This is a genomic window from Streptomyces sp. HUAS MS02 (assembly GCF_055702265.1).
Window position 1 is genome coordinate 6,087,309 of sequence record NZ_CM146747.1, and the last position, 20,306, is coordinate 6,107,614.

A 20,306-nucleotide genomic window follows, 5' to 3' on the forward strand; every position below is an offset into this window, starting at 1 on the left:
GGCGTCATGAGCACTCTTGAGCCCGAGCGCGGTACTGGTACGGGGACCCTCGTCGAGCCGACGCCGCAGACGTCGCACGGCGATGGTGACCACGAGCGCTTCGCCCACTATGTCCAGAAGGACAAGATCATGGCGAGCGCCCTCGACGGGACGCCCGTCGTGGCGTTGTGCGGCAAGGTGTGGGTCCCGGGCCGCGACCCGAAGAAGTACCCCGTGTGCCCCATGTGCAAGGAGATCTTCGAGTCCCTCGGCGCGGGCGGCGACGACCAGGGCGACGGCAAGAAGTAGCCGGGCACGAACTGCTCGGGGGTCATCGGTTCGTCGGCGGGTGCGGGTGGTGTGTGGTTGCTCGCCAGCCACCACTCACCCGCACCCGCCGACGAACCGATGCTCCCGGGCTTTGTGATGCCCTTCTCTGGATCACAAGGTGGTTGAGACCTCTTGTGGTCATGTTCATGTACTCCATAGCCTCCGGTGTGTTGTGTAGAGCAGAACGCCCGTTGCAGAGAATGCAACGCTCCGCTCCCCCCTCCGGAGGATTCGCTCGATGAAGCTCGCCGCCCGACTCGCCGCGCCCGTAGCGGCACTGGCCCTCGCCGGGCTGACCGCCTGTGCCCCCCAGACCTCCGACAACTCCTCCACCGGGGAGGACGAGAAGACCGGCACCCTGCGGGTGTGGCTCTTCCAGGAGGTGAGCAACGAGCCGAAGCAGAAGGTCGTCGACAAGGTGGTCGCCGCCTTCGAGAAGGCGCACGACGGCGCGAAGGTCAAGGTCGAGTACATCCCCGTCGAGACCCGCGCCCAGCGCATCAAGGCCGCCTTCAACGACCCCAAGAGCGCCCCCGACGTCATCGAGTACGGCAACACGGACACCGCCGGCTACGTGAAGGACGGCGGACTCGCCGACGTCACCGCGGAGTTCAACGGCTGGTCCGAGGCCAAGGACTCCGACCCGACCGCCAAGACGTCCGTGACGGTCGAGGGCAAGGTCTACGGAGCGCCCTTCTTCGTGGGCGTGCGGGCCCTCTACTACCGCACCGACGTCTTCGACGAGCTCGGCCTCGAACCCCCGAGGACCCTGGACGAGCTGGCCACCACCGCCCAGCAGATCCGCGCCGCCAAGCCCGACCTGTACGGGCTCGTCGTCGGCGGCGCCTACACCTACGGCGCCATGCCCTTCGTCTGGGCCCACGGCGGCGAGATAGCCGAGGGCAAGGGCGGCTCGTACGCCTCGACCATCGACAGCGCGGCCGCCCAGAAGGGCATCACGGCGTACACCTCGCTCTTCGGCGACGACAACTGCCCCGCCGCCAAGTGCGCGAGCATGGGGGGCAACGACACCGTCACCGCGTTCGCCGCCGGCAAGGCGGGCATGGCGATCGGCGGTGACTTCAGCCACGCGGCCGTGGAGGCCGGCAAGGTCAAGGGCAAGTACGCGGTCGTACCGCTGCCGGGCGTGAAGTCCGGCTCGGTGGCCCCGGCCTTCGCGGGCGGCAACAACGTCGGCGTCCTGAAGAGCACCACGCACCGCACGCTCGCCGTCGACCTGATGAAGCGGCTGGCGTCCAAGGAGACCCAGGGCGAACTCTTCGACGCGATGGGCTTCCTGCCCACCTACACGGACGTGCGGGCGGAGGCGGCGAAGGAGGAGCCCTTCATCGAGCCGTTCGTGAAGACGCTGGCCTCCGGCACGAAGTTCGTGCCCGCCTCCCCGGCGTGGGCGCAGATCGACGCGTCGCTGGTGCTGCCGACGATGTTCCAGGAGATCGTCAGCGGCAAGAAGGACGTGGCCGAGGCGTCCGAGGACGCGGCGAAGCAGATGAACGATGTGTTCGGCTCCGCCGGTTGAGCGGGGGGCGCCTGAGGGGGTGGGGGGTGCGGAGCGTCGGCGGGTGCGGGTGCGGGTGCGGGTTCGGCGTGGCTTGTCGCGCAGTTCCCCGCGCCCCTACGGGGGCGCCGCAGTCACCCCTTGGCTCTATCTCGCCCCGGCGCTTGTCGTTCTCGGTGGGTTGCTCGTCCATCCCGTCTATCAGCTTGGGCTGATCTCGTTCTTCGAGTACACGCAGGCTCAGGTCAGTGGTGGGGAACCGGCCACGTTCCAGGGGTTCGGGAACTACGCCGAGCTGTTCGGGGACGGGCAGTTCTGGCAGGTGCTGCTGGCCACCGTCGTGTTCGCGGCGGCGTGCGTGGTGTCCACGCTCGCCGTCGGGTGCGCGCTCGCCGTGCTGCTGACACGAGTACGGGCCGTGCCGCGGCTCGCGCTGATGCTGGCGGCCCTCGGCGCGTGGGCGACCCCGGCCGTCACCGGCTCCACGGTCTGGCTCCTGCTGTTCGACCCGGACTTCGGGCCGGTCAACCGCGTACTGGGCCTCGGAGACCACTCCTGGACGTACGGGCGGTACAGCGCCTTCCTCCTCGTCCTGCTCGAAGTGGTCTGGTGCTCCTTCCCGTTCGTGATGGTCACCGTCTACGCGGGCATCCGATCCGTACCGTCGGAAGTACTGGAGGCCGCCGCCCTGGACGGCGCCTCGCAGTGGCGGATCTGGCGGTCGGTCCTCGCGCCGATGCTCCGCCCGATTCTCGTCGTCGTCACCATTCAGTCGATCATCTGGGACTTCAAGGTCTTCACCCAGATCTATGTGATGACGGGCGGCGGCGGAATCGCGGGCCAGAACCTCGTACTGAACGTGTACGCCTACCAGAAGGCCTTCGCGTCCTCCCAGTACGGCCTCGGTTCGGCGATCGGCGTGGTGATGCTGGTGATTCTGCTGGCGATCACCCTGGTGTATTTGCGACTGCTGCGCAGGCAAGGGGAGGAGCTGTGAATTCACCGGGTTTCACACGGCGGCCCTGGCGGCTCGCCGCGGAGGCGTCCGCCCTGGTCATCGCGGTCGTGGTGGCGTTCCCGCTGTACTGGATGGTGTTGAGCGCCGTCAAGCCGACGGGTGAGATCGAGTCGTCCGAGCCCCGGCCGTGGACCCTCGCGCCGACCCTGGATTCCTTCCGCCGTGTCTTCGGGCAGCAGGAATTCGGCCGGTACTTCGCCAACAGCCTGATCGTCGCCTGCGCGGTGGTCGTCGCCTCCGCGCTCATCGCGTTTCTCGCCGCGACGGCGGTCACGCGATTCCGCTTCCGATTCCGGACCACCTTGCTGATCATGTTCCTGGTGGCCCAGATGGTTCCGGTGGAGGCGCTGACCATTCCCCTCTTCTTCCAGATGCGGGACCTCGGTCAACTCAACACCCTGGGCGCGCTGATCCTGCCCCACATCGCCTTCTCGCTGCCGTTCGCGATCTGGATGCTGAGGGGTTTCGTGAAGGCCGTACCGGAGGCGCTGGAGGAGGCCGCGTATCTCGACGGGGCGAGCCGTTCCCGGTTCCTCTGGCAGATCCTTTTCCCGCTCGTCTTCCCGGGCCTGGTCGCCACCAGCGTCTTCTCCTTCATCTCGACCTGGAACGACTTCCTGTTCGCCAAGTCGTTCATCATCAGCGACACCTCCCAGTCGACCCTGCCGATGGCCCTGCTGGTCTTCTACAAACCGGAAGAGCCGGACTGGGGCGGTGTGATGGCCGCCTCCACGGTGATGACCGTGCCGGTGCTGGTCTTCTTCGTACTCGTACAGCGGCGCCTGGTCTCCGGACTGGGCGGCGCGGTGAAGGACTGACGCGATGTACACGGACCTGATTCCTGCGCCCGTCTCTGTCGAGGGGCCCCTGCGGTGCCGCGTGGCGCTCGGCGAGAACACCCCGCTGTGGGCGGCGCCGGGCACGGAGGCGACGCAGCGGTGGCTGCGCTCGACCCTCGGCGCGGCCCTCGGGCTGTCGCTGCCGCCCGGCCCCGAGGGGGCGCGCGACGCGGTGCGGCTGTGCCTGGACGAGAGCCTGGAGCCCGAGGGGTACCGGCTCAGCGCCGTCACCGACCGGGGCATCGAGATCCGTGGCGGCGGCCCGGCGGGTGTCTTCTGGGGGGCCCAGACCCTGCGTCAGCTGCTCGGGCCCGAGGCGTTCCGGCGGGCCCCGGTCCGCCCGGCCACCACGTACGGCGTCCCGCACCAGATCATCGACGACAGCCCCCGTTTCGCCTGGCGCGGCCTCATGCTCGACGTGGCACGGCACTTCCTGCCCAAGGACCAGGTGCTGCGCTATGTCGACCTGATGGCCGCGCACAAACTCAACGTTCTCCACCTCCACCTGACTGACGACCAGGGCTGGCGGGTGGAGATCAAGAGGTACCCCCGGCTGACCGAGGTCGGTTCCTGGCGGGCGCGCACCAAATCCGGCCACCGGGCGTCACCGCTGTGGGAGGAGAAACCGCACGGGGGCTACTACACCCAGGACGACATCCGCGAGATCGTCGCCTACGCGGCCGAGCGGCACATCACCGTGGTCCCCGAGATCGACATCCCCGGGCACAGCCAGGCCGCCATCGCCGCGTACCCGGAACTCGGCAACACCGATGTCGTCGACACGGCCTCCCTCGGCGTGTGGGACACCTGGGGCGTCAACAAGAACGTCCTCGCCCCCACCGATCACACGCTGCGCTTCTACGAGGGCGTGTTCGAGGAACTCCTGGAGCTGTTTCCGGCCGACGCCGTTGTGTCCTCGGGGTTTTCGGCGTTCGTGCACATCGGCGGCGACGAGTGCCCCAAGGACCAGTGGCGGGAATCCGCTGCCGCGCGGGCCCGGATGCGGGAACTGGGGCTCGCGGACGAGGACGCGCTGCAGTCCTGGTTCGTCCGGCACTTCGACAACTGGCTGACCGCGCGCGGGCGTCGCCTGATCGGATGGGACGAGATCCTGGAGGGCGGCTTGGCGCCGGGTGCCGCCGTGTCGTCCTGGCGGGGGTACGCGGGCGGGGTCACGGCGGCCCGCATGGGCCACGACGTGGTCATGTGCCCCGAGCAGCAGGTGTATCTGGACCACCGTCAGGACGGCGGCCCCGACGAGCCGGTGCCCATCGGCTGGGTCCGCACCCTGGAGGACGTCTTCCGCTTCGAGCCGGTCCCACCGGAGTTGACGGCCGAGGAGGCCCGGCACGTGCTGGGCGCCCAGGCCAACGTGTGGACCGAGGTGATGGAGGACCACGCACGCGTGGACTACCAGATGTTCCCGCGCCTGGCGGCCTTCGCCGAGGTGGCCTGGAGCCGGCTGCCGGCCCCCGCCGAGCGTGACTTTGGCGACTTCGAGCGGCGGATGACGGCCCACTACGCGCGACTTGACGCCCTGGGGGTCGGTTATCGGCCGCCTTCGGGCCCGCGTCCGTGGCAGCGGCGACCCGGGGTGCTCGGACGTCCGATCGAGGGGGCGCCCCCGAACGTGTGAGGCGGGGGCGAAGACGTAGGACCGAAAGCGCGTGCCCTGCGACGGTGGCCGCTCGGAGAACGAGTGGGGCAAGAGGTGCGTGAGTCGACGGAAGGTGCCGATGTGCGCCTATGGGAGATGCCGTATCAAATCGGACCATCTCTCGGGTGAGGCGGGCGAATGCCTCCTGGCGGACCCCCGCGTTCGGGCCTCGCGAGAATGTGCCAGAGTTGCCACGTCCGCCCTGTCAGCACGTACCGTACGGCAACACAGGCGGACCAGGGCCTGTCGTTCGGAGCATGCCGGACTGGGGCCCTGCGGCCCAGGCGTGATCCGAACGACACGCCCTACGGTGGGGCAGCGGGAAGGGGCAGCCGGTTTGACCACGCACGCACCGCAGGCGGCGCAGGCCGTGACCCTGCCCGGCTCGCTGGACGAGGCCGTGGCGGCCCTCGCCGCCATGCCCTGGGCGGTTCCGGTGGCGGGCGGCACGGACCTCATGGCCGCGGTCAACTCCGGGCAGCTCAGGCCCGCGGCACTGGTCGGCCTCGGCCGGATCAGCGAGATCCGCGGCTGGCAGTACCAGGACGGGCATGCCCTCCTCGGGGCGGGACTGACGCACGCCCGGATGGGGCGCCCGGACTTCGCGGCGCTCATTCCGGCGCTCGCCGCCGCCGCGCGCGCCGCCGGACCACCGCAGATCCGCAACGCCGGCACCCTCGGCGGCAACATCGCGACGGCCGCCCCCACCGGGGACGCGCTGCCCGTGCTCGCCGCCCTGGAGGCCACGCTGATCATCGCGGGCCCGGGCGGGGCCCGCCGCGAGATGCCCGTTTCGCACCTGCTGGCCGGCATGGAAATGTTGCGACCCGGTGAACTCATCGGCTTCGTGCGCGTGCCGCTGCTGCACGCCCCCCAGGTCTTCCTGAAGGCCACCGGCCGCACCGGCCCCGGCCGTGCGGTCGCCTCCGTCGCCCTCGTCCTGGACCCCGCCCGGCGCGGGGTGCGGTGCGCCGTCGGAGCCATAGCGCCGATGCCGCTGCGCCCGCTGGACGCCGAGGCGTGGGTCGGCCGACTGATCGACTGGGACGGCGAGCGCACCCTGGTGCCCGAGGCGCTCCAGGCCTTCGGCGAGTACGTGGCCGCCGCCTGCATCCCGGACCCGGCCCCCGAGGTGGACGGCTCCGTGGCACCGCTTCCGCCCGCCGTACTGCACCTGCGGCGCACCGTCGCCGCGCTGGCCCGACGAGCACTGGGGAGGGCACTGTCGTGACCGACGACCAGCACGGGGAGGGCACCCCGCAGCAGGGGGGCCAGGGCGGCTGGGAGCGGCTGCCGCAGGGCGACTACGACGACGGCGCCACCACCTTCGTCCAGCTCCCCGAGGGGGGCATCGACGCACTGCTCGCCGCCGACAGCCCGCTGGCCGCGCCCGGCCACGGCTATGTGCCGCCGCAGATAACGACGAGCGCCATCAACCCGGCCAACGCGGTCGACCCGGCCCACACGGGTCAGGTCGGTGACACGGCCCACACCGCCGGTACCGACCCGTCCGTCCCGGGCACCTGGGCGATGCCGGCCGGGGGCACCGAGTGGCACGACCCGAACGCCGGGCAGCCCTCGCCCCCGACGCAGCACGGGTTCACGTACAACCCCGGCTCGACCGGGCAGTGGACGTTCGAGGAGCCGGCCGCTCCGGAAGGCGCCGCCCCCGGTCACGATGTGACCGGCGAGTGGTCGATTCCGGTCGCCGGTGGTGATCTTCCGGACGAATCCGGTGAGTTCAGCACCTCGGCCCTGGTCGAGCAGTGGGGTGGCACCCCGCCCGCCACGCTCCCCGGCGGTGCGGCCGCGCCCTGGGCGACGGAGGAGATCGGCACGGCGTGGACCGCGCCGCCGCCCCCCGCCCGGACCGAGGAGCACCCGGCCGGTGAACACCCCGGCGGGGAACGCCCGGCCGAGGGCCCGGTGGCGGGCGAGAGCGCGCCGGGCACGGCCCCGGACGCCTCCGACGAGTCCTCCGCGACGTCCGCGACTTCCGGGCACTCTGAGGGCTCTGGGGCCGCGTACGTCGGTCAAGGGCCCGAGAGTGCCCAGGAGGCCCGGGAAGGCGCCCAGGAGCCCGCTGGACCGACCGGCGGGGCCGACGCGGAGCCCTCGGGCCCCGAGCGGACCGAGAAGCCGGAGACGGGCGCCGACGCGCCGGGGGCCGCCGGGCCCGCCGAGTCCACGGACCGCGCCGAGCCCACCAAGTCCGTCGAGCCTTCCGGGGCCGGGGACGAGGTCGATCCGGCCGCGGCCGAGGAACCCGCCCCGACCCCGCCCCCGCACGACGACCACCCCCTCGCCTCCTACGTCCTGCGCGTCAACGGCACCGAGCGGCCCGTCAGCGACGCCTGGATCGGCGAGTCGCTGCTCTACGTGCTGCGCGAGCGGCTCGGCCTGGCCGGCGCCAAGGACGGCTGCTCGCAGGGCGAGTGCGGCGCCTGCAACGTGCAGGTCGACGGCCGCCTCGTGGCGTCCTGCCTGGTGCCCGCGGTCACCTCCGCCGGCAGCGAGGTGCGCACCGTCGAGGGCCTCGCCGCCGACGGCCGGCCCTCGGACGTGCAGCGGGCCCTCGCCAAGTGCGGTGCCGTGCAGTGCGGTTTCTGCGCGCCCGGCATGGCGATGACCGTGCACGACCTCCTGGAGGGCAACCCCGCCCCCACCGACCTGGAGACCCGCCAGGCGCTCTGCGGCAACCTCTGCCGCTGCTCCGGCTACCGGGGCGTCCTCGCGGCCGTCCGTGACGTCGTCGCCGAGCGCGAGGCGCACACGGCCGCCGAGAACGAGGCCGCCGCCGACACCGACGAGGCGCGGATCCCGCACCAGGCGGGCCCCGGCGCCGGCGGCGTCAACGCGGCGGCGTACGACGCCCAGCAGGCACCCCCACCGGCCCCGCACGACGCCGACCGGTCCTACGGCGGCCAGGGGCTGTCGTTCACCGGCCCGGACGACTCGTACGGCGGCCAGGGCCAGTCGTTCGGCGGCAGCGGCGACACCTACGGCGGTCAGGGCCAGTCGTTCGGCGGGCAGGACCAGTCCTTCGGCGGGCAGGACCAGCCCTTCGGTCAGGACCAGTCGTTCGGCGGCCAGGACCAGTCGTTCGGCGGCCAGGACCAGTCGTTCGGCGGTCCCGGGGACACCTACGGCGGTCAGGGTCAGTCCTTCGCCGGGCAGGGCGACACCTACGGCGGCCAAGGGCAGTCCTTCGGCGGTCAGGACGACTCGTACGGCGGTCAGGGCCGGTCGTTCGGCCAGGACGGAGGCCAGGCGTGAGCAACGAAACCGTCATCGCGACGCCCGCGGGCCCCGGCGAGACCGCGCCCGCCCCCGAGCAGTTGCCGCACGGCCTGGGCGCGTCCCTGCCGTCCGCCGACTCCCGGGCCAAGTCGGAGGGCACCTTCCCGTACGCGGCCGACCTGTGGGCCGAGGGCCTGCTGTGGGCCGCCGTGCTCCGCTCGCCGCACCCGCACGCGCGCATCGTGTCCATCGACACGTCCCACGCCCGCGAGATGCCCGGCGTACGGGCCGTCGTCACCCACGAGGACGTGCCGGGCGTCGCCCTGCACGGTCGCGGCAAGGCAGACCGGCCCCTGTTCGCCTCCGAGGTCGTACGCCACCACGGCGAGCCCATCGCGGCCGTCGCCGCCGACCACCCGGACACCGCGCGGATGGCCGCCGCCGCCGTCATCGTCGAGTACGAGGTCCTCGACCCGGTGATCGACCCGGAGCAGGCCTTCGAGGCCGAGCCCCTGCACCCCGACGGCAACCTCATCCGCCACATCCCGCTGCGCCACGGCGACCCGAACGCGGCGGGCGAGATCGTCGTCGAGGGGCAGTACCGCATCGGCCGCGCGGACCCGGCCCCCATCGGCGCCGAGGCCGGCCTCGCCGTGCCCCGCCCCGACGGCGGCGTCGAGCTGTACGTGGCCTCCACCGACCCGCACACCGACCGCGACGCGGCCGCCGCCTGCTACGGCCTGCCGCCCGACCGCGTCAAGATCGTCGTCACCGGCGTCCCCGGCGCCACCGCCGACCGCGAGGACCAGGGCTTCCAGCTCCCGCTCGGACTGCTCGCCCTGAAGACCGGCTGCCCGGTCAAGCTGACGGCCACCCGCGAGGAGTCCTTCCTCGGCCACGCCCACCGCCACCCCACCCTGCTGCGCTACCGCCACCACGCGGACGCCGAGGGCAAGCTCGTCAAGGTCGAGGCGCAGATCCTGCTCGACGCCGGCGCGTACGCCGACACCTCCTCGGAGGCGCTGGCCGCCGCCGTCTCCTTCGCCTGCGGCCCGTACGTCGTCCCCAACGCCTTCATCGAGGGCTGGGCGGTCCGCACCAACAACCCGCCCTCCGGCCATGTGCGCGGCGAGGGCGCGATGCAGGTCTGCGCCGCGTACGAGGCGCAGATGGACAAGCTGGCCAAGAAGCTGGGCATCGACCCGGCGGACCTGCGCATGCGCAACGTGATGTCCACGGGCGACATGCTGCCGACGGGCCAGTCGGTGACCTGCCCGGCGCCGGTCGCCGAACTCCTCCAGGCCGTCCAGGAGTTCCCGCTGCCCGCCCTGCCCAAGGACACCCCCGAGGAGGAGTGGCTGCTCCCGGGAGGCCCGGAGGGCGCGGGCGAGCCGGGAGCCGTCCGGCGCGGCGTCGGGTACGGCCTCGGCATGGTCCACATGCTCGGCGCCGAGGGCGCGGACGAGGTCTCCACGGCCACCGTGAAGGTCCACGACGGCATCGCGACCGTGCTGTGCGCGGCCGTCGACACCGGCCAGGGCTTCTCCACGCTCGCCCGGCAGATCGTCCAGGAGACCCTCGGCATCGACGAGGTGCACATCGCCCAGGTCGACACCGACCAGCCGCCGGCCGGCCCGAGCTGCCGGGGCCGCCACACCTGGGTCTCGGGCGGCGCGGTGGAGCGCGCGGCGAAGATGGTCCGCACGCAGCTGCTGCAACCGCTCGCCCACAAATTCGGCATGTCCACGGAGCTGCTGCAGATCACCGACGGCAAGATCACGTCGTACGACGGTGTGTTGTCCACCACGGTCGCGGAGGCGATGGACGGCAAGGAGCTCTGGGCCACCGCCCAGTGCCGCCCGCACCCCACCGAACCGCTGGACGAGGCCGGACAGGGCGACGCGTTCGTGGGCCTCGCGTTCTGCGCGATCCGCGCGGTCGTCGACGTCGACATCGAACTCGGTTCCGTACGGGTCGTGGAGCTGGCCGTCGCCCAGGACGTCGGCCGGATCCTCAACCCGGACCAGCTCGCCGCGCGCATCGAGGCGGGCGTCACCCAGGGCGTGGGCATCGCGCTGACCGAGAACCTGCGCACCCCCCGGGGCCTGATCCGCCACCCCGACCTGACCGGCTACGCCCTGCCCACCGCCCTCGACATCCCCGACATCCAGCTCGTCAAGCTGGTGGAGGAACGCGACGTCGTCGCCCCCTTCGGCGCGAAGGCGGCCAGCGCGGTGCCGGTGGTGACCTCGCCGGCGGCCATCGCGGCGGCGGTACGGGCGGCCACGGGACGCCCCGTGAACCGGCTGCCGATCCGCCCGCAGGCGGCGGTGGTGACAGGGGCGTAGGGCCGGGCGAGGCGGCTGCGAGCCGCCTCCGGCACCGCCCCTGAGGTGCGTGTTCGCGCGTACGGCCGGTGTTGTCAGTGGGGCGGCGTAAGGTTCTCGGAAGTGGGGACGACGACCGCTCGGCGACTGTTCGGCGGTGCGGCGGTCCCCGCCGCTGGGGGACGCACGCCGAGAAGCACGTGCCGGGGGGAGCCATGAGCACAATGACGATGGGGACAATGGGCCTGACGGACCTGAACGACCTGCGCGATCCGACCCTTTCGAGCGACGTGGCGGTGCTGGCCGGAGGCCCGGTCACCCGCTCCGGACTGGCGCTGGACCTGCCGGCCCGGCTGCTGGACGAGGAGTTCGGCCAGAGCAGGGTGTGGCGCTTCGAGGACTTCGACTTCCCGGCCACGCTCACCCACGAGCCGACCCGCCGCTTCCTGCGGGACATGGGCCTGCCCGAGGACCACGGGTTCTTCCACCTCGACACGGACATCCCGCTGCCGACCCTCGCCGAGTACTACGCGCACGAGAGCGCCGACGCCCTCACCCCCGGCCGACTGCCCTCCAGAGCCGCCCACTTGATCCGCCTCGGTCACTTCGTCGAGGGCAACAGCGTCGTGGTGGACGGCACCACCGGCGCGGTCCTCAACTGGAGCGAACCCGAGTCGACCCTCTGCCCCCTCGACGCCGACCTCTCCACCCTCGCCTTCACCCTCTGGCTCCTCCACCGCGAGAAGCACGAGAAGACGGCAACGGGTTGCTGGGTGGACCGCCTCCGCAACGAGGCGTGCGCGGAGCTCTGACCCGCCGGGCCCGCACGGGCACGTGCCACGCCACAACAGGAAGGGCCGACCGCTTCTCAGCGGCCGGCCCTTCCTCACACGGAGGCCGTGGCGGGAATCGAACCCGCGTAACTCGCTTTGCAGGCGAGTCCCTGAACCACTCGGGCACACGGCCGGGTCGGGAGCGGGGGACCGGTGAGGTCCTGTCGCTCCGAACTCGATGTCTCGACCGTAGGCGGCGGGCTGGTGGGGGCTCAAGGGCGGTGGGGGTGCTGCAACGGGACTGCCATACGCCGTTCATGAACGGGGTTCGGGCGGGCGCACGGGGTGGGTGTCCGGGCTGGGCGTACTGGTGGACGTACGACCAAGGTCCTGGGGGGTGGGGGACTTCGGACAGGGGCGAAACTGTTTTGTGCCCCTTACGCTGGCTCGCATGGCCGCTTCCGAACCGCGTGGCGCTGGTGTCACGCAGACCCCTGCCCCGACGTCGGTCGCCGACGGTGAGGAGAGCGTGCTGAGCCGCTCCTACCGGGGGCTCAGTATCGGGATCGTCTCGGTCGTGCTGCTGATCGCGTTCGAGGCCATGGCGGTCGGTACGGCGATGCCGGTCGCGGCGCGTGAGCTGGACGGGATCCCGGTCTACGGCTTCGCGTTCTCCGCGTACTTCACGACCAGCCTGTTCGGGATGGTGCTGGCGGGTCAGTGGGCGGACCGGCGGGGGCCGTTGGGGCCGCTGACGGCGGGGATCGGTGCCTTCGCGACCGGGCTCGTGCTGTCGGGGACGGCCGGCGCGATGTGGCTCTTCATCCTCGGACGGGCCGTGCAGGGTCTCGGCGGCGGGCTGGTGATCGTCGCGTTGTACGTCGTGGTCGGGCGCGCGTACCCGGAGCGGCTCCGGCCCTCGATCATGGCGGCCTTCGCGGCCAGTTGGGTCATCCCCTCCGTGGTCGGCCCCCTCGCGTCGGGCGCGGTGACGGAACAACTGGGCTGGCGGTGGGTGTTCCTGGGGATCCCCGCGCTGGTGGTCCTGCCGCTGGGGCTCGCGCTGCCGCAGATACGAAGGCGTGCTTCCGGGCCGGTTGCTTCGGCTTCCGGGCCAGTCACTCCTCCTTCTGCCTCTGCCTCTGCCTCTGCGTCTGCGTCTGCTTCCGCCCCTTCCTTCGACCGCCGTCGTATCCGGCTCGCCTTCGGGATCTCGCTCGGGGCCGGGCTCTTGCAGTACGCGGCTCAGGATCCGCGGTGGTGGTCGCTGGTGCCGGCGGTCGTGGGCGTCGCGCTCCTTGTGCCGGCCGTGTCGGGGCTGCTGCCGAGGGGGACGTACCGGGCGGTCCGGGGGCTGCCGTCGGTGGTGCTGCTGCGCGGGGTGGCTGCGGGCTCGTTCGTGGCGGCCGAGTCGTTCGTGCCGTTGATGCTGGTGACCCAGCGGGGGCTGTCGCCGACGCTCGCCGGGTTCTCGCTGGCGGCCGGCGGGGCGACCTGGGCGCTGGCGTCGTGGGTGCAGGCGCGGGCGCGGGTGGAGCCGTACCGGGAGCGGCTGATGACGGTGGGGATGGTGCTGGTGGCGGCGGCGATCACCACGCTGCCGGGGGTGCTGGTCGACTCCGTCCCGGTGTGGACCGTGGCCGTCGCCTGGGCGTTCGGGTGCTTCGGGATGGGGCTCGTGATCTCCTCCACCAGCGTGCTGTTGCTCCAGCTCTCCGCCCCGGAGGAGGCCGGCACCAACTCCGCGTCGCTCCAGATCTCCGACGGTCTGTCCAACGCGCTCCTCCTCGCGGCGGGCGGCGCCGCGTTCGCCGCGCTGGGCGGTGGCGCGGTCGGGCACGGGGCCACCACGACCGCCGCCGCCGCGTCCCACCCGGCCGCCTTCGTCGTGGTGTTCCTGCCGATGGCGGGGGTGGCGATGGTGGGGGCTTGGGTGACCACGCGGTTGCGGGCCCGCTAGCCGGATCTGGTACCGATGTGACCCCACCCGGTGGTACCGTTCTGGTATGGCTATGAACCTGCGTCTCCGCGACGACCAGACGGAAGCTCTGAAGCTGCGCGCCGAGGAGGAGGGTACGAGCATGCACGCCATACTGCTGCGGGCCGTGGACGACTACCTGGCCAGGACGGCGCACGAGGCGCTGGTCCGCAAGGCCGCCAAGGAGCAGACCGTCAAGTGGGCCGAGCTGCTGGAGCGGCTGAAGTGAGCTGTGTCTACCTCTCGGCCGAGGACGTTCTGGCCATCGCCGGGCACGCGGTGGACGACCAGGTCGTCGTCGTGCGCGATGCCGGCCTGCTGGAATCGGCCGTGCACCGCCCATCGGCCGCGATGTTCGGGCAGGAGGCCTACACCGACCTGTTCGACAAGGCGGCCGCCCTGTTGCAGTCGCTGGCGATCAACCACCCCTTCCTCGACGGGAACAAGCGCACGGCCTGGGTGTCCTGCGTCGTGTTCCTCGCCATGAACGAGGTGCAGTTGCGGCCGGACATCGACGCGGCGGAGCGCCTGGTCATCGCCGTTTCGACCGGCGCTCTCGACGAGGTCAAGGTCATTTCCGAGGCGCTGCGAGACCTGGCCGAGTAGCGATGTGACCTCGGTCCCATCCCTGGGCGGCCCGGCGGAATGAGCGCGTTGGCGCGACCGCACCGCCGGTAGGGTGGCCCGGTTGTCATACGTAGCCGTGGTGTCCGAGTCGCTGCGCGGGTCGCCCGGGGCTACCCGCCGAGCCGCTCGACCACCAGACCGGAGACCGTGACTACCACCGCCACCTCCTCCTCGAACCACCACCTCTCGCCCGCCTTCCCCGGCCGTGCCCCCTGGGGTACCGCCAGCAAGCTGCGTGCCTGGCAGCAAGGGGCGATGGAGAAGTACATCCAGGAGCAGCCGCGGGACTTCCTCGCGGTCGCGACCCCGGGCGCCGGTAAGACGACCTTCGCGCTGACGCTCGCGTCCTGGCTGCTGCACCACCACGTCGTCCAGCAGGTGACGGTCGTGGCGCCCACCGAGCACCTGAAGAAGCAGTGGGCCGAGGCCGCGGCGCGGATAGGGATCAAGCTCGACCCCGAGTACAGCGCGGGGCCGCTCAGCAAGGAGTACGACGGCGTCGCGGTCACCTACGCGGGTGTGGGCGTACGACCCATGCTGCACCGCAACCGCAGCGAGCAGCGCAAGACCCTGGTGATCCTCGACGAGATCCACCACGCCGGTGACAGCAAGTCCTGGGGCGAGGCCTGCCTGGAGGCCTTCGAGCCGGCCACCCGCCGGCTCGCGCTCACCGGTACGCCCTTCCGGTCCGACACCAACCCCATCCCCTTCGTCACGTACGAGGAGGGGGCGGACGGCATCCGGCGCTCCTCCGCCGACTACACCTACGGCTACGGCAACGCCCTCGCCGACAACGTCGTGCGGCCTGTCATCTTCCTCTCCTACAGCGGCAACATGCGCTGGCGCACCAAGGCGGGCGACGAGATCGCCGCGCGCCTCGGCGAACCCATGACCAAGGACGCGGTCAGCCAGGCCTGGCGCACGGCGCTCGATCCGCGCGGCGAGTGGATGCCGAGCGTGCTGCGCGCCGCCGACCAGCGGCTCACCGAGGTCAGGAAGGCCATCCCGGACGCCGGCGCCCTCGTCATCGCCACCGACCAGGACTCCGCCCGCGCCTACGCCAAGCTGATCCGGGAGATCACGGGGACCAGCGCGACGGTCGTCCTGTCCGACGATTCCGGCGCCTCGGACCGTATCGACGAGTTCAGCCACAACACCGACCGGTGGATGGTCGCCGTGCGCATGGTGTCCGAGGGCGTCGACGTGCCCCGGCTGGCCGTCGGGGTCTACGCCACCACCATCTCCACCCCGCTGTTCTTCGCCCAGGCCGTGGGCCGGTTCGTACGGTCCCGGCGGCGCGGCGAGACCGCGTCCGTGTTCCTGCCGACCGTGCCCGACCTGCTCACCTTCGCCAACGAGATGGAGGTCGAGCGGGACCACGCCCTCGACAAGCCGAAGAAGGCGGGCGAGGAGGACCCGTACGCCGAGGAGGACAAGCTCCTCGCGGAGGCGGAGAAGCAGCAGGACGAGGACACCGGCGAGCAGGACATGCTGCCCTTCGAGGCGCTGGAATCCGACGCCGTGTTCGACCGGGTCATGTACAACGGCGCCGAGTTCGGTATGCAGGCCCACCCGGGGAGTGAGGAGGAGCAGGACTACCTCGGGATCCCGGGGCTCCTCGAACCCGACCAGGTGCAGTTGCTGCTCCAGAAGCGGCAGGCCCGGCAGATCGCGCACAGCCGCAAGAAGCCGGACGCCGAGGCCGACCTGGTGGAGCTGCCGGCCGACCGGCGGCCCGTGGTCACCCACAAGGAACTCCTTGAGCTGCGGAAACAGCTCAACGGCATGGTCGGCGCGTACTCCCACCAGAGCGGCAAGCCGCACGGGGTCATCCACACCGAGGTACGGCGGGTGTGCGGCGGACCGCCGAGCGCCGAGGCCACGGCGGGACAGCTGCGCCAGCGGATCGCCAAGGTGCAGGAGTGGGCGACTCGGATGAAGTGAGGGGTGCGTACTGAGGCGCGTACCGAGAGGGCGCTCCGGGGGAGAGTCGGGAGGGTGCGCGCCGGGGCGCGCACCGAGGGGGCGCCCCCGGGTGGCGTGCGCTGCCTTGCGGGGTGTGTGGCGTGCGTCGTGCGCCCGTACATTTCGCGACAAAGCGAAGTAGTCCGTACCGGTCACTGACCGGATTCTGGACGGAGTCTTCCGCTCAGCGAACCGGCTCGTCTACTGTCCCGCTACGCACACGCCCCGTGGCAGCGCCGCCGCGGAGCGCAGCCGTGAAGCGACTCCGCCCGGATCATCCGGGTTCAGCCGATCGGCGGCCTCTGTAGCGCGTCGCCGAACGGGACCGGTGACGCATCAGCCATGACAGGGGTCGCCGCCCTCACCACGAAGGAGTGGGCGTCGTGACCGCGGAGACCTCTCAGACGCTTGATCGGGGACTGCGCGTCCTCAAGTTGCTCGCCGACACCGACCATGGCCTGACCGTCACCGAACTGTCCAACAAGCTCGGGGTCAACCGGACCGTTGTCTACCGCCTGCTCGCCACCCTGGAGCAGCACTCCCTCGTCCGCCGTGACCTGGGCGGACGCGCCCGGGTGGGGCTGGGGGTGCTGCGGCTCGGGCGGCAGGTGCACCCGTTGGTGCGGGAGGCCGCCCTGCCCGCGCTGCGGGCGCTGGCCGAGGACATAGGGGCGACCGCCCACCTCACGCTCGTCGACGGCACCGAGGCACTGGCCGTGGCCGTCGTCGAGCCGACGTGGACGGACTACCACGTGGCGTACCGGGCCGGGTTCCGGCACTCGCTGGACCGGGGGGCCGCGGGGCGGGCCATCCTGTCGGGGCGGCAGCAGCCGGGGGACTGGCCGGGGTACGCGCTCACGCACGGCGAGCTGGAGGCCGGGGCGAGCGGGGCCGCCGCCCCGCTGCTCGGGGTGACGGGCGTCGAGGGCAGCGTGGGAGTGGTGATGCTGGCCGACGCGGTGCCGGAGCGGGTCGGCCCGCGGGTGATGGACGCGGCACGGGAAGTGGCCGACGCGCTCCGGTGACGTGACGTGACGTGAAGTGAAGTGAAGTGAAGTGGCATTGCGTGACGTCCTTCGGGCGCCCTTCGGTTACGCGCACGCCCTCGGGTGACTGGCACGTCCTCCGGTGTCGCGCACGCCTTTCCGGCCGTCCCTAGGGCAGTCGGTTCAGCCAGTCCAGCACGTGTGCGGTGAAGGTGTCCGGCTGCTCCATGTTCACGTAGTGTCCGGCGCCCTCGACGCTGACGGTGTGGCCCTTCGCGGCGACCGTGGCGACCAGGCGTTCGGCCATGGCGATGAGGTCGGGGGCGTCCAGGGCACCGTTGACGGCGAGGGTGGGGACCGTGATGGTGGCGGCGCGGGCCCAGGTGTCCGTGACCGGCACGTACCAGTCCTGCTCGCCGACGGTGTGCTTGAGGGCGGTGGCACGGCTCATCTCCCGTACCCGCCGGACGATGTCGGGGTCCACGTCGTCGACCTCGCGGTGCGGGCCGGCGACCGCCTCGGCGACCACTTCGAGCCAGCCCTCCAGATCGCCTGACATCAGCGTGCCGTAGTACCGGGCGACGCTGTCCTTGGTCCAGGGATCCGTGTACTCGGGCTCGCTGGTGCCGACGCCGCTGACGACGAGGGCGCGTACCAGGTCGGGGTGTTCCAGTGCCGTGTCGACCGCCGTGCCGCCGCCCATCGACATGCCGACCAGGATCGCCGGGCCCGTGTCCAGGTGGCGCAGCAGCGCGGCGAGGTCGTCGGTGAAGCGGAACGGCCTGCTCGCGTTCGCGGAGGCGCCGTGCCCTCGCGCGTCCGGGGCGATGACCCGGTGGCCGGCCGCCGTCAGGGCGGGTACCAGGTCCCGCCACATGGTGTGGTCCGTGAAGCCGCCGTGCAGCAGTACGAGCGGGGTGCCGGAGCCGGTGTCCAGGTAGGCGAGGAGGCCGTCGTCGGACGGGAACGTGTGGGTGCGGACCTGCGAGGCATCAGTCATGACAACCAAGGTGTCATGTTGGTGAGAGAATGACAACCCAGTTGTCATTCTGTGGTGCGGTGGGGGGCGTGGCAGACAATGAGCCCGTGACAGAGACCAATGAGCCGCTGCCGCCCGACGCGCTCGCCGGGCGGCTGTCCGAGGTGTTCGCCGTCCTGGGGCCCCTCTACCGGAGGACCACCCGCGCGCTGGAGCTGAAGGAACGGAAGGAGGGGTTTCCCGTCGGCGTACGCGCGGTCCTGGAGCTGTTGCGCATGGCCGAGCGGCCGATGACCGTGCCGCAGATGGGGCGGACACTGGCGCTGAGCAGGCAGTTCGTGCAGCGCATGGTCAACGAGGCGGCCGGGCGGGACCTCGTCGAGGCCATCCCCAATCCGGCCCACCAGCGCTCCTCCCTGATCCGGCTGACCGACACCGGCCGCACGGCCATCGACGCGCTGGTCGCCCGGGAGAGCGCGCTGCTGAAGCAGGCCGGAGGCGATCTGACAGCGGCCGACGTCGACTCCTGCGTACGGGTCCTGACGCAGCTCCTCGAACTCTTCGAGGACGTGGACGTCAACTGACAGCCGGGCTCGGCCGCCCGCCCGGAACCATGTCGGCGCCCGTCGCGGGCCCGAGGGACACCACCGCCCCCTGGCCGGAAGTACCCCTCACGTTAGATTGACTCCGTGCTCTCTCGTCTCTCCAGTCTTTCGCGTCCCGTCGCCGTAGCCGTGAGTTCCCTGCCGGTGGTGGGGCTGCTCGTCACGGTGGCGTTCGCGCCGTTGCCGTTCTCCGTGGCGCAGCCGGGGATGACGGCGAACGTGCTCGGTGAGAACAAGGGCGAGCCGGTGATCACCATCAGCGGCGCCCCGGCCCGGAAGACCAGCGGCCAGCTGCGGATGACGACGATCGAGGCGACGGGACCGGACGCCCGTGTCGGCCTCGGCGACGTGCTCGACGGCTGGTTCCGCAGCGACCAGGCCGTCATGCCCCGCGAAGCGGTCTACCCCAGTGGTGACACCACCGAGGAGATCCAGGAGCACAACAAGGCCGAGATGAAGGAGTCCCAGGACACCGCCACCGAGGCCGCGCTCGCCTACCTCGGCGAGGACTCCGGTGACGTCGAGGTCACCCTGCGGCTCGCCGACGTCGGCGGCCCCAGCGCGGGCCTGCTCTTCTCCCTCGGCATCATCGACAAGCTCGACGGCGACGGCAGCGGCGGCGACCTCACGGGCGGCCGGGTCATCGCCGGTACGGGCACCATCGACACCGCCGGCAAGGTGGGCGCGGTCGGCGGGGTCGCCCTCAAGACCCAGGCCGCCCGGCGTGACGGCGCCACCGTGTTCCTGGTCCCCAAGGCCGAGTGCGCCGACGCCAAGGCCGAACTGCCCAGGGGGCTGCGGCTCATCCCGGTGACGACCCTGAAGGGCGCGGTGGGCTCCCTCGTCGCGCTGGAGACGGGCAAGGGGACCGTACCCAGCTGCTGACGGCGGCCCTTTCAGGCCCTCAGGCCGGTCAGCCAGTCAGGCCGGTCAGCCAGTCAGGCCGGTCAGCCAGAGGGGCCAGGCATGCCTTCGGTCGGCGTCTCCCGAGGTCCGTCGGCGCGTTCGCGGAGCGCCTCCTGCTCCACCAGCGGGATGATCCGCAGCGGAACGGGGTTCTCCATCACGATCGCGGTGGCGGCCCGGACGATGCCGTCGATACCGACGACCCGGTCGATCACCCGCTGGAGATCGGCGTTCGAACGGGCCACCAGCCGGCACAGCATGTCCCCGCTGCCGGTCGTCGTGTGCAGTTCCAGCACCTCCGGCACGGTCGCCAGGTGAGCCCGTACCTCCGCGCCCTGCCCCTGCCGGATCTGCAGGGTCGCGAACGCCGTGACCGGGTAGCCGAGCGCCGCCGGGTCCACCTCGGGGCCGAAGCCGCGGATGACGCCGTTCGACTGGAGCCGGTCGAGCCGGGCCTGCACCGTGCCCCGCGCGACCCCCAGCCGCCGCGACATCTCCAGCACCCCGATACGGGGCTCACGCGCGAGCAGGACGATCAACCGCCCGTCCAGATGATCGATCGCCACCAGACCTCCCGG

At 71.7% G+C, this 20,306-nt stretch carries 18 protein-coding genes and 1 tRNA gene; 16 read left to right on the forward strand and 3 right to left on the reverse strand.

Annotated elements, in window-relative coordinates:
• The first annotated feature begins 6 nt into the window (after positions 1-6).
• The 9 genes from ACZ9QC_RS26165 (at position 7) to ACZ9QC_RS26205 (ending at position 11,721) form a co-directional block, all read left to right on the forward strand.
• Complete coding sequence (locus ACZ9QC_RS26165) at positions 7-288, forward strand: DUF3039 domain-containing protein (protein WP_005486786.1); 282 nt, start codon at positions 7-9, stop codon at positions 286-288.
• 259 nt (positions 289-547) lie between these two features.
• Positions 548-1,849, forward strand: coding sequence for an extracellular solute-binding protein (locus tag ACZ9QC_RS26170; protein ID WP_472915346.1), 1,302 nt, complete (start codon positions 548-550; stop codon positions 1,847-1,849).
• Entirely contained in the window at positions 1,827-2,825 is a 999-nt protein-coding gene (locus ACZ9QC_RS26175; protein WP_472915347.1) for a carbohydrate ABC transporter permease, read from the forward strand. The genes ACZ9QC_RS26170 and ACZ9QC_RS26175 overlap by 23 nt, the downstream gene beginning before the upstream one ends.
• Positions 2,822-3,664, forward strand: coding sequence for a carbohydrate ABC transporter permease (locus ACZ9QC_RS26180; protein WP_472915348.1), 843 nt, complete (start codon positions 2,822-2,824; stop codon positions 3,662-3,664). Before ACZ9QC_RS26175 ends, ACZ9QC_RS26180 begins: the two co-directional genes overlap by 4 nt.
• Positions 3,665-3,668: 4 nt before the next feature.
• Positions 3,669-5,321, forward strand: coding sequence for a beta-N-acetylhexosaminidase (locus ACZ9QC_RS26185; RefSeq protein ID WP_472915349.1), 1,653 nt, complete (start codon positions 3,669-3,671; stop codon positions 5,319-5,321).
• Between the two features lie 358 nt (positions 5,322-5,679).
• On the forward strand, positions 5,680-6,573 hold the full coding sequence (locus ACZ9QC_RS26190; RefSeq protein ID WP_467332839.1) for an FAD binding domain-containing protein: 894 nt from the start codon (positions 5,680-5,682) through the stop codon (positions 6,571-6,573).
• A complete protein-coding gene (locus ACZ9QC_RS26195; protein ID WP_472915350.1) occupies positions 6,570-8,618 on the forward strand; it encodes a (2Fe-2S)-binding protein in 2,049 nt (682 codons plus the stop codon). The genes ACZ9QC_RS26190 and ACZ9QC_RS26195 overlap by 4 nt, the downstream gene beginning before the upstream one ends.
• Positions 8,615-10,930, forward strand: coding sequence for a xanthine dehydrogenase family protein molybdopterin-binding subunit (locus tag ACZ9QC_RS26200; RefSeq protein ID WP_472915351.1), 2,316 nt, complete (start codon positions 8,615-8,617; stop codon positions 10,928-10,930). The genes ACZ9QC_RS26195 and ACZ9QC_RS26200 overlap by 4 nt, the downstream gene beginning before the upstream one ends.
• Positions 10,931-11,124: 194 nt before the next feature.
• Positions 11,125-11,721, forward strand: coding sequence for an SUKH-4 family immunity protein (locus ACZ9QC_RS26205; protein WP_472915352.1), 597 nt, complete (start codon positions 11,125-11,127; stop codon positions 11,719-11,721).
• An 82-nt stretch (positions 11,722-11,803) separates the two neighbouring features.
• Here the strand turns inward: ACZ9QC_RS26205 and ACZ9QC_RS26210 are convergent.
• Positions 11,804-11,875 (reverse strand) — tRNA-Cys (locus tag ACZ9QC_RS26210).
• A gap of 258 nt (positions 11,876-12,133) precedes the next feature.
• On the opposite strand from ACZ9QC_RS26210, the gene ACZ9QC_RS26215 reads away from it, so the two are divergent.
• The 5 genes from ACZ9QC_RS26215 to ACZ9QC_RS26235 all read left to right on the forward strand — a co-directional run bounded on the left by ACZ9QC_RS26215 (position 12,134) and on the right by ACZ9QC_RS26235 (position 17,277).
• Positions 12,134-13,642 carry an MFS transporter gene (locus tag ACZ9QC_RS26215; protein WP_472915353.1) on the forward strand — a complete coding sequence of 503 codons (1,509 nt, stop codon included), beginning with the start codon at positions 12,134-12,136 and terminating at the stop codon, positions 13,640-13,642.
• 46 nt (positions 13,643-13,688) lie between these two features.
• Complete coding sequence (locus ACZ9QC_RS26220) at positions 13,689-13,889, forward strand: ribbon-helix-helix protein, CopG family (RefSeq protein WP_037710693.1); 201 nt, start codon at positions 13,689-13,691, stop codon at positions 13,887-13,889.
• Positions 13,886-14,266: a type II toxin-antitoxin system death-on-curing family toxin gene (locus tag ACZ9QC_RS26225; RefSeq protein ID WP_472915354.1), complete on the forward strand. Its 381-nt coding sequence runs from the start codon at positions 13,886-13,888 to the stop codon at positions 14,264-14,266. The genes ACZ9QC_RS26220 and ACZ9QC_RS26225 overlap by 4 nt, the downstream gene beginning before the upstream one ends.
• A gap of 168 nt (positions 14,267-14,434) precedes the next feature.
• The gene (locus ACZ9QC_RS26230; protein ID WP_184893467.1) at positions 14,435-16,231 is read left to right on the forward strand and encodes a DEAD/DEAH box helicase; all 1,797 of its coding nucleotides are present in this window, start codon (positions 14,435-14,437) and stop codon (positions 16,229-16,231) included.
• A 404-nt stretch (positions 16,232-16,635) separates the two neighbouring features.
• The gene (locus ACZ9QC_RS26235; RefSeq protein WP_472915355.1) at positions 16,636-17,277 is read left to right on the forward strand and encodes an IclR family transcriptional regulator; all 642 of its coding nucleotides are present in this window, start codon (positions 16,636-16,638) and stop codon (positions 17,275-17,277) included.
• Positions 17,278-17,407: 130 nt separating this feature from the next.
• Here ACZ9QC_RS26235 and ACZ9QC_RS26240 read toward each other — a convergent pair whose 3' ends face one another.
• Entirely contained in the window at positions 17,408-18,238 is an 831-nt protein-coding gene (locus tag ACZ9QC_RS26240; protein WP_472915356.1) for an alpha/beta fold hydrolase, read from the reverse strand.
• 86 nt (positions 18,239-18,324) lie between these two features.
• Here ACZ9QC_RS26240 and ACZ9QC_RS26245 point away from each other — a divergent pair, with 86 nt between their 5' ends.
• A complete protein-coding gene (locus ACZ9QC_RS26245) occupies positions 18,325-18,801 on the forward strand; it encodes a MarR family winged helix-turn-helix transcriptional regulator (protein WP_472915357.1) in 477 nt (158 codons plus the stop codon).
• Between the two features lie 105 nt (positions 18,802-18,906).
• Entirely contained in the window at positions 18,907-19,707 is an 801-nt protein-coding gene (locus ACZ9QC_RS26250; RefSeq protein ID WP_472915358.1) for a S16 family serine protease, read from the forward strand.
• Positions 19,708-19,769: 62 nt separating this feature from the next.
• On the opposite strand, the gene ACZ9QC_RS26255 is transcribed toward ACZ9QC_RS26250, so the two are convergent.
• On the reverse strand, positions 19,770-20,294 hold the full coding sequence (locus tag ACZ9QC_RS26255) for an Lrp/AsnC family transcriptional regulator (protein ID WP_472921814.1): 525 nt from the start codon (positions 20,292-20,294) through the stop codon (positions 19,770-19,772).
• Positions 20,295-20,306 lie beyond the last annotated feature (12 nt).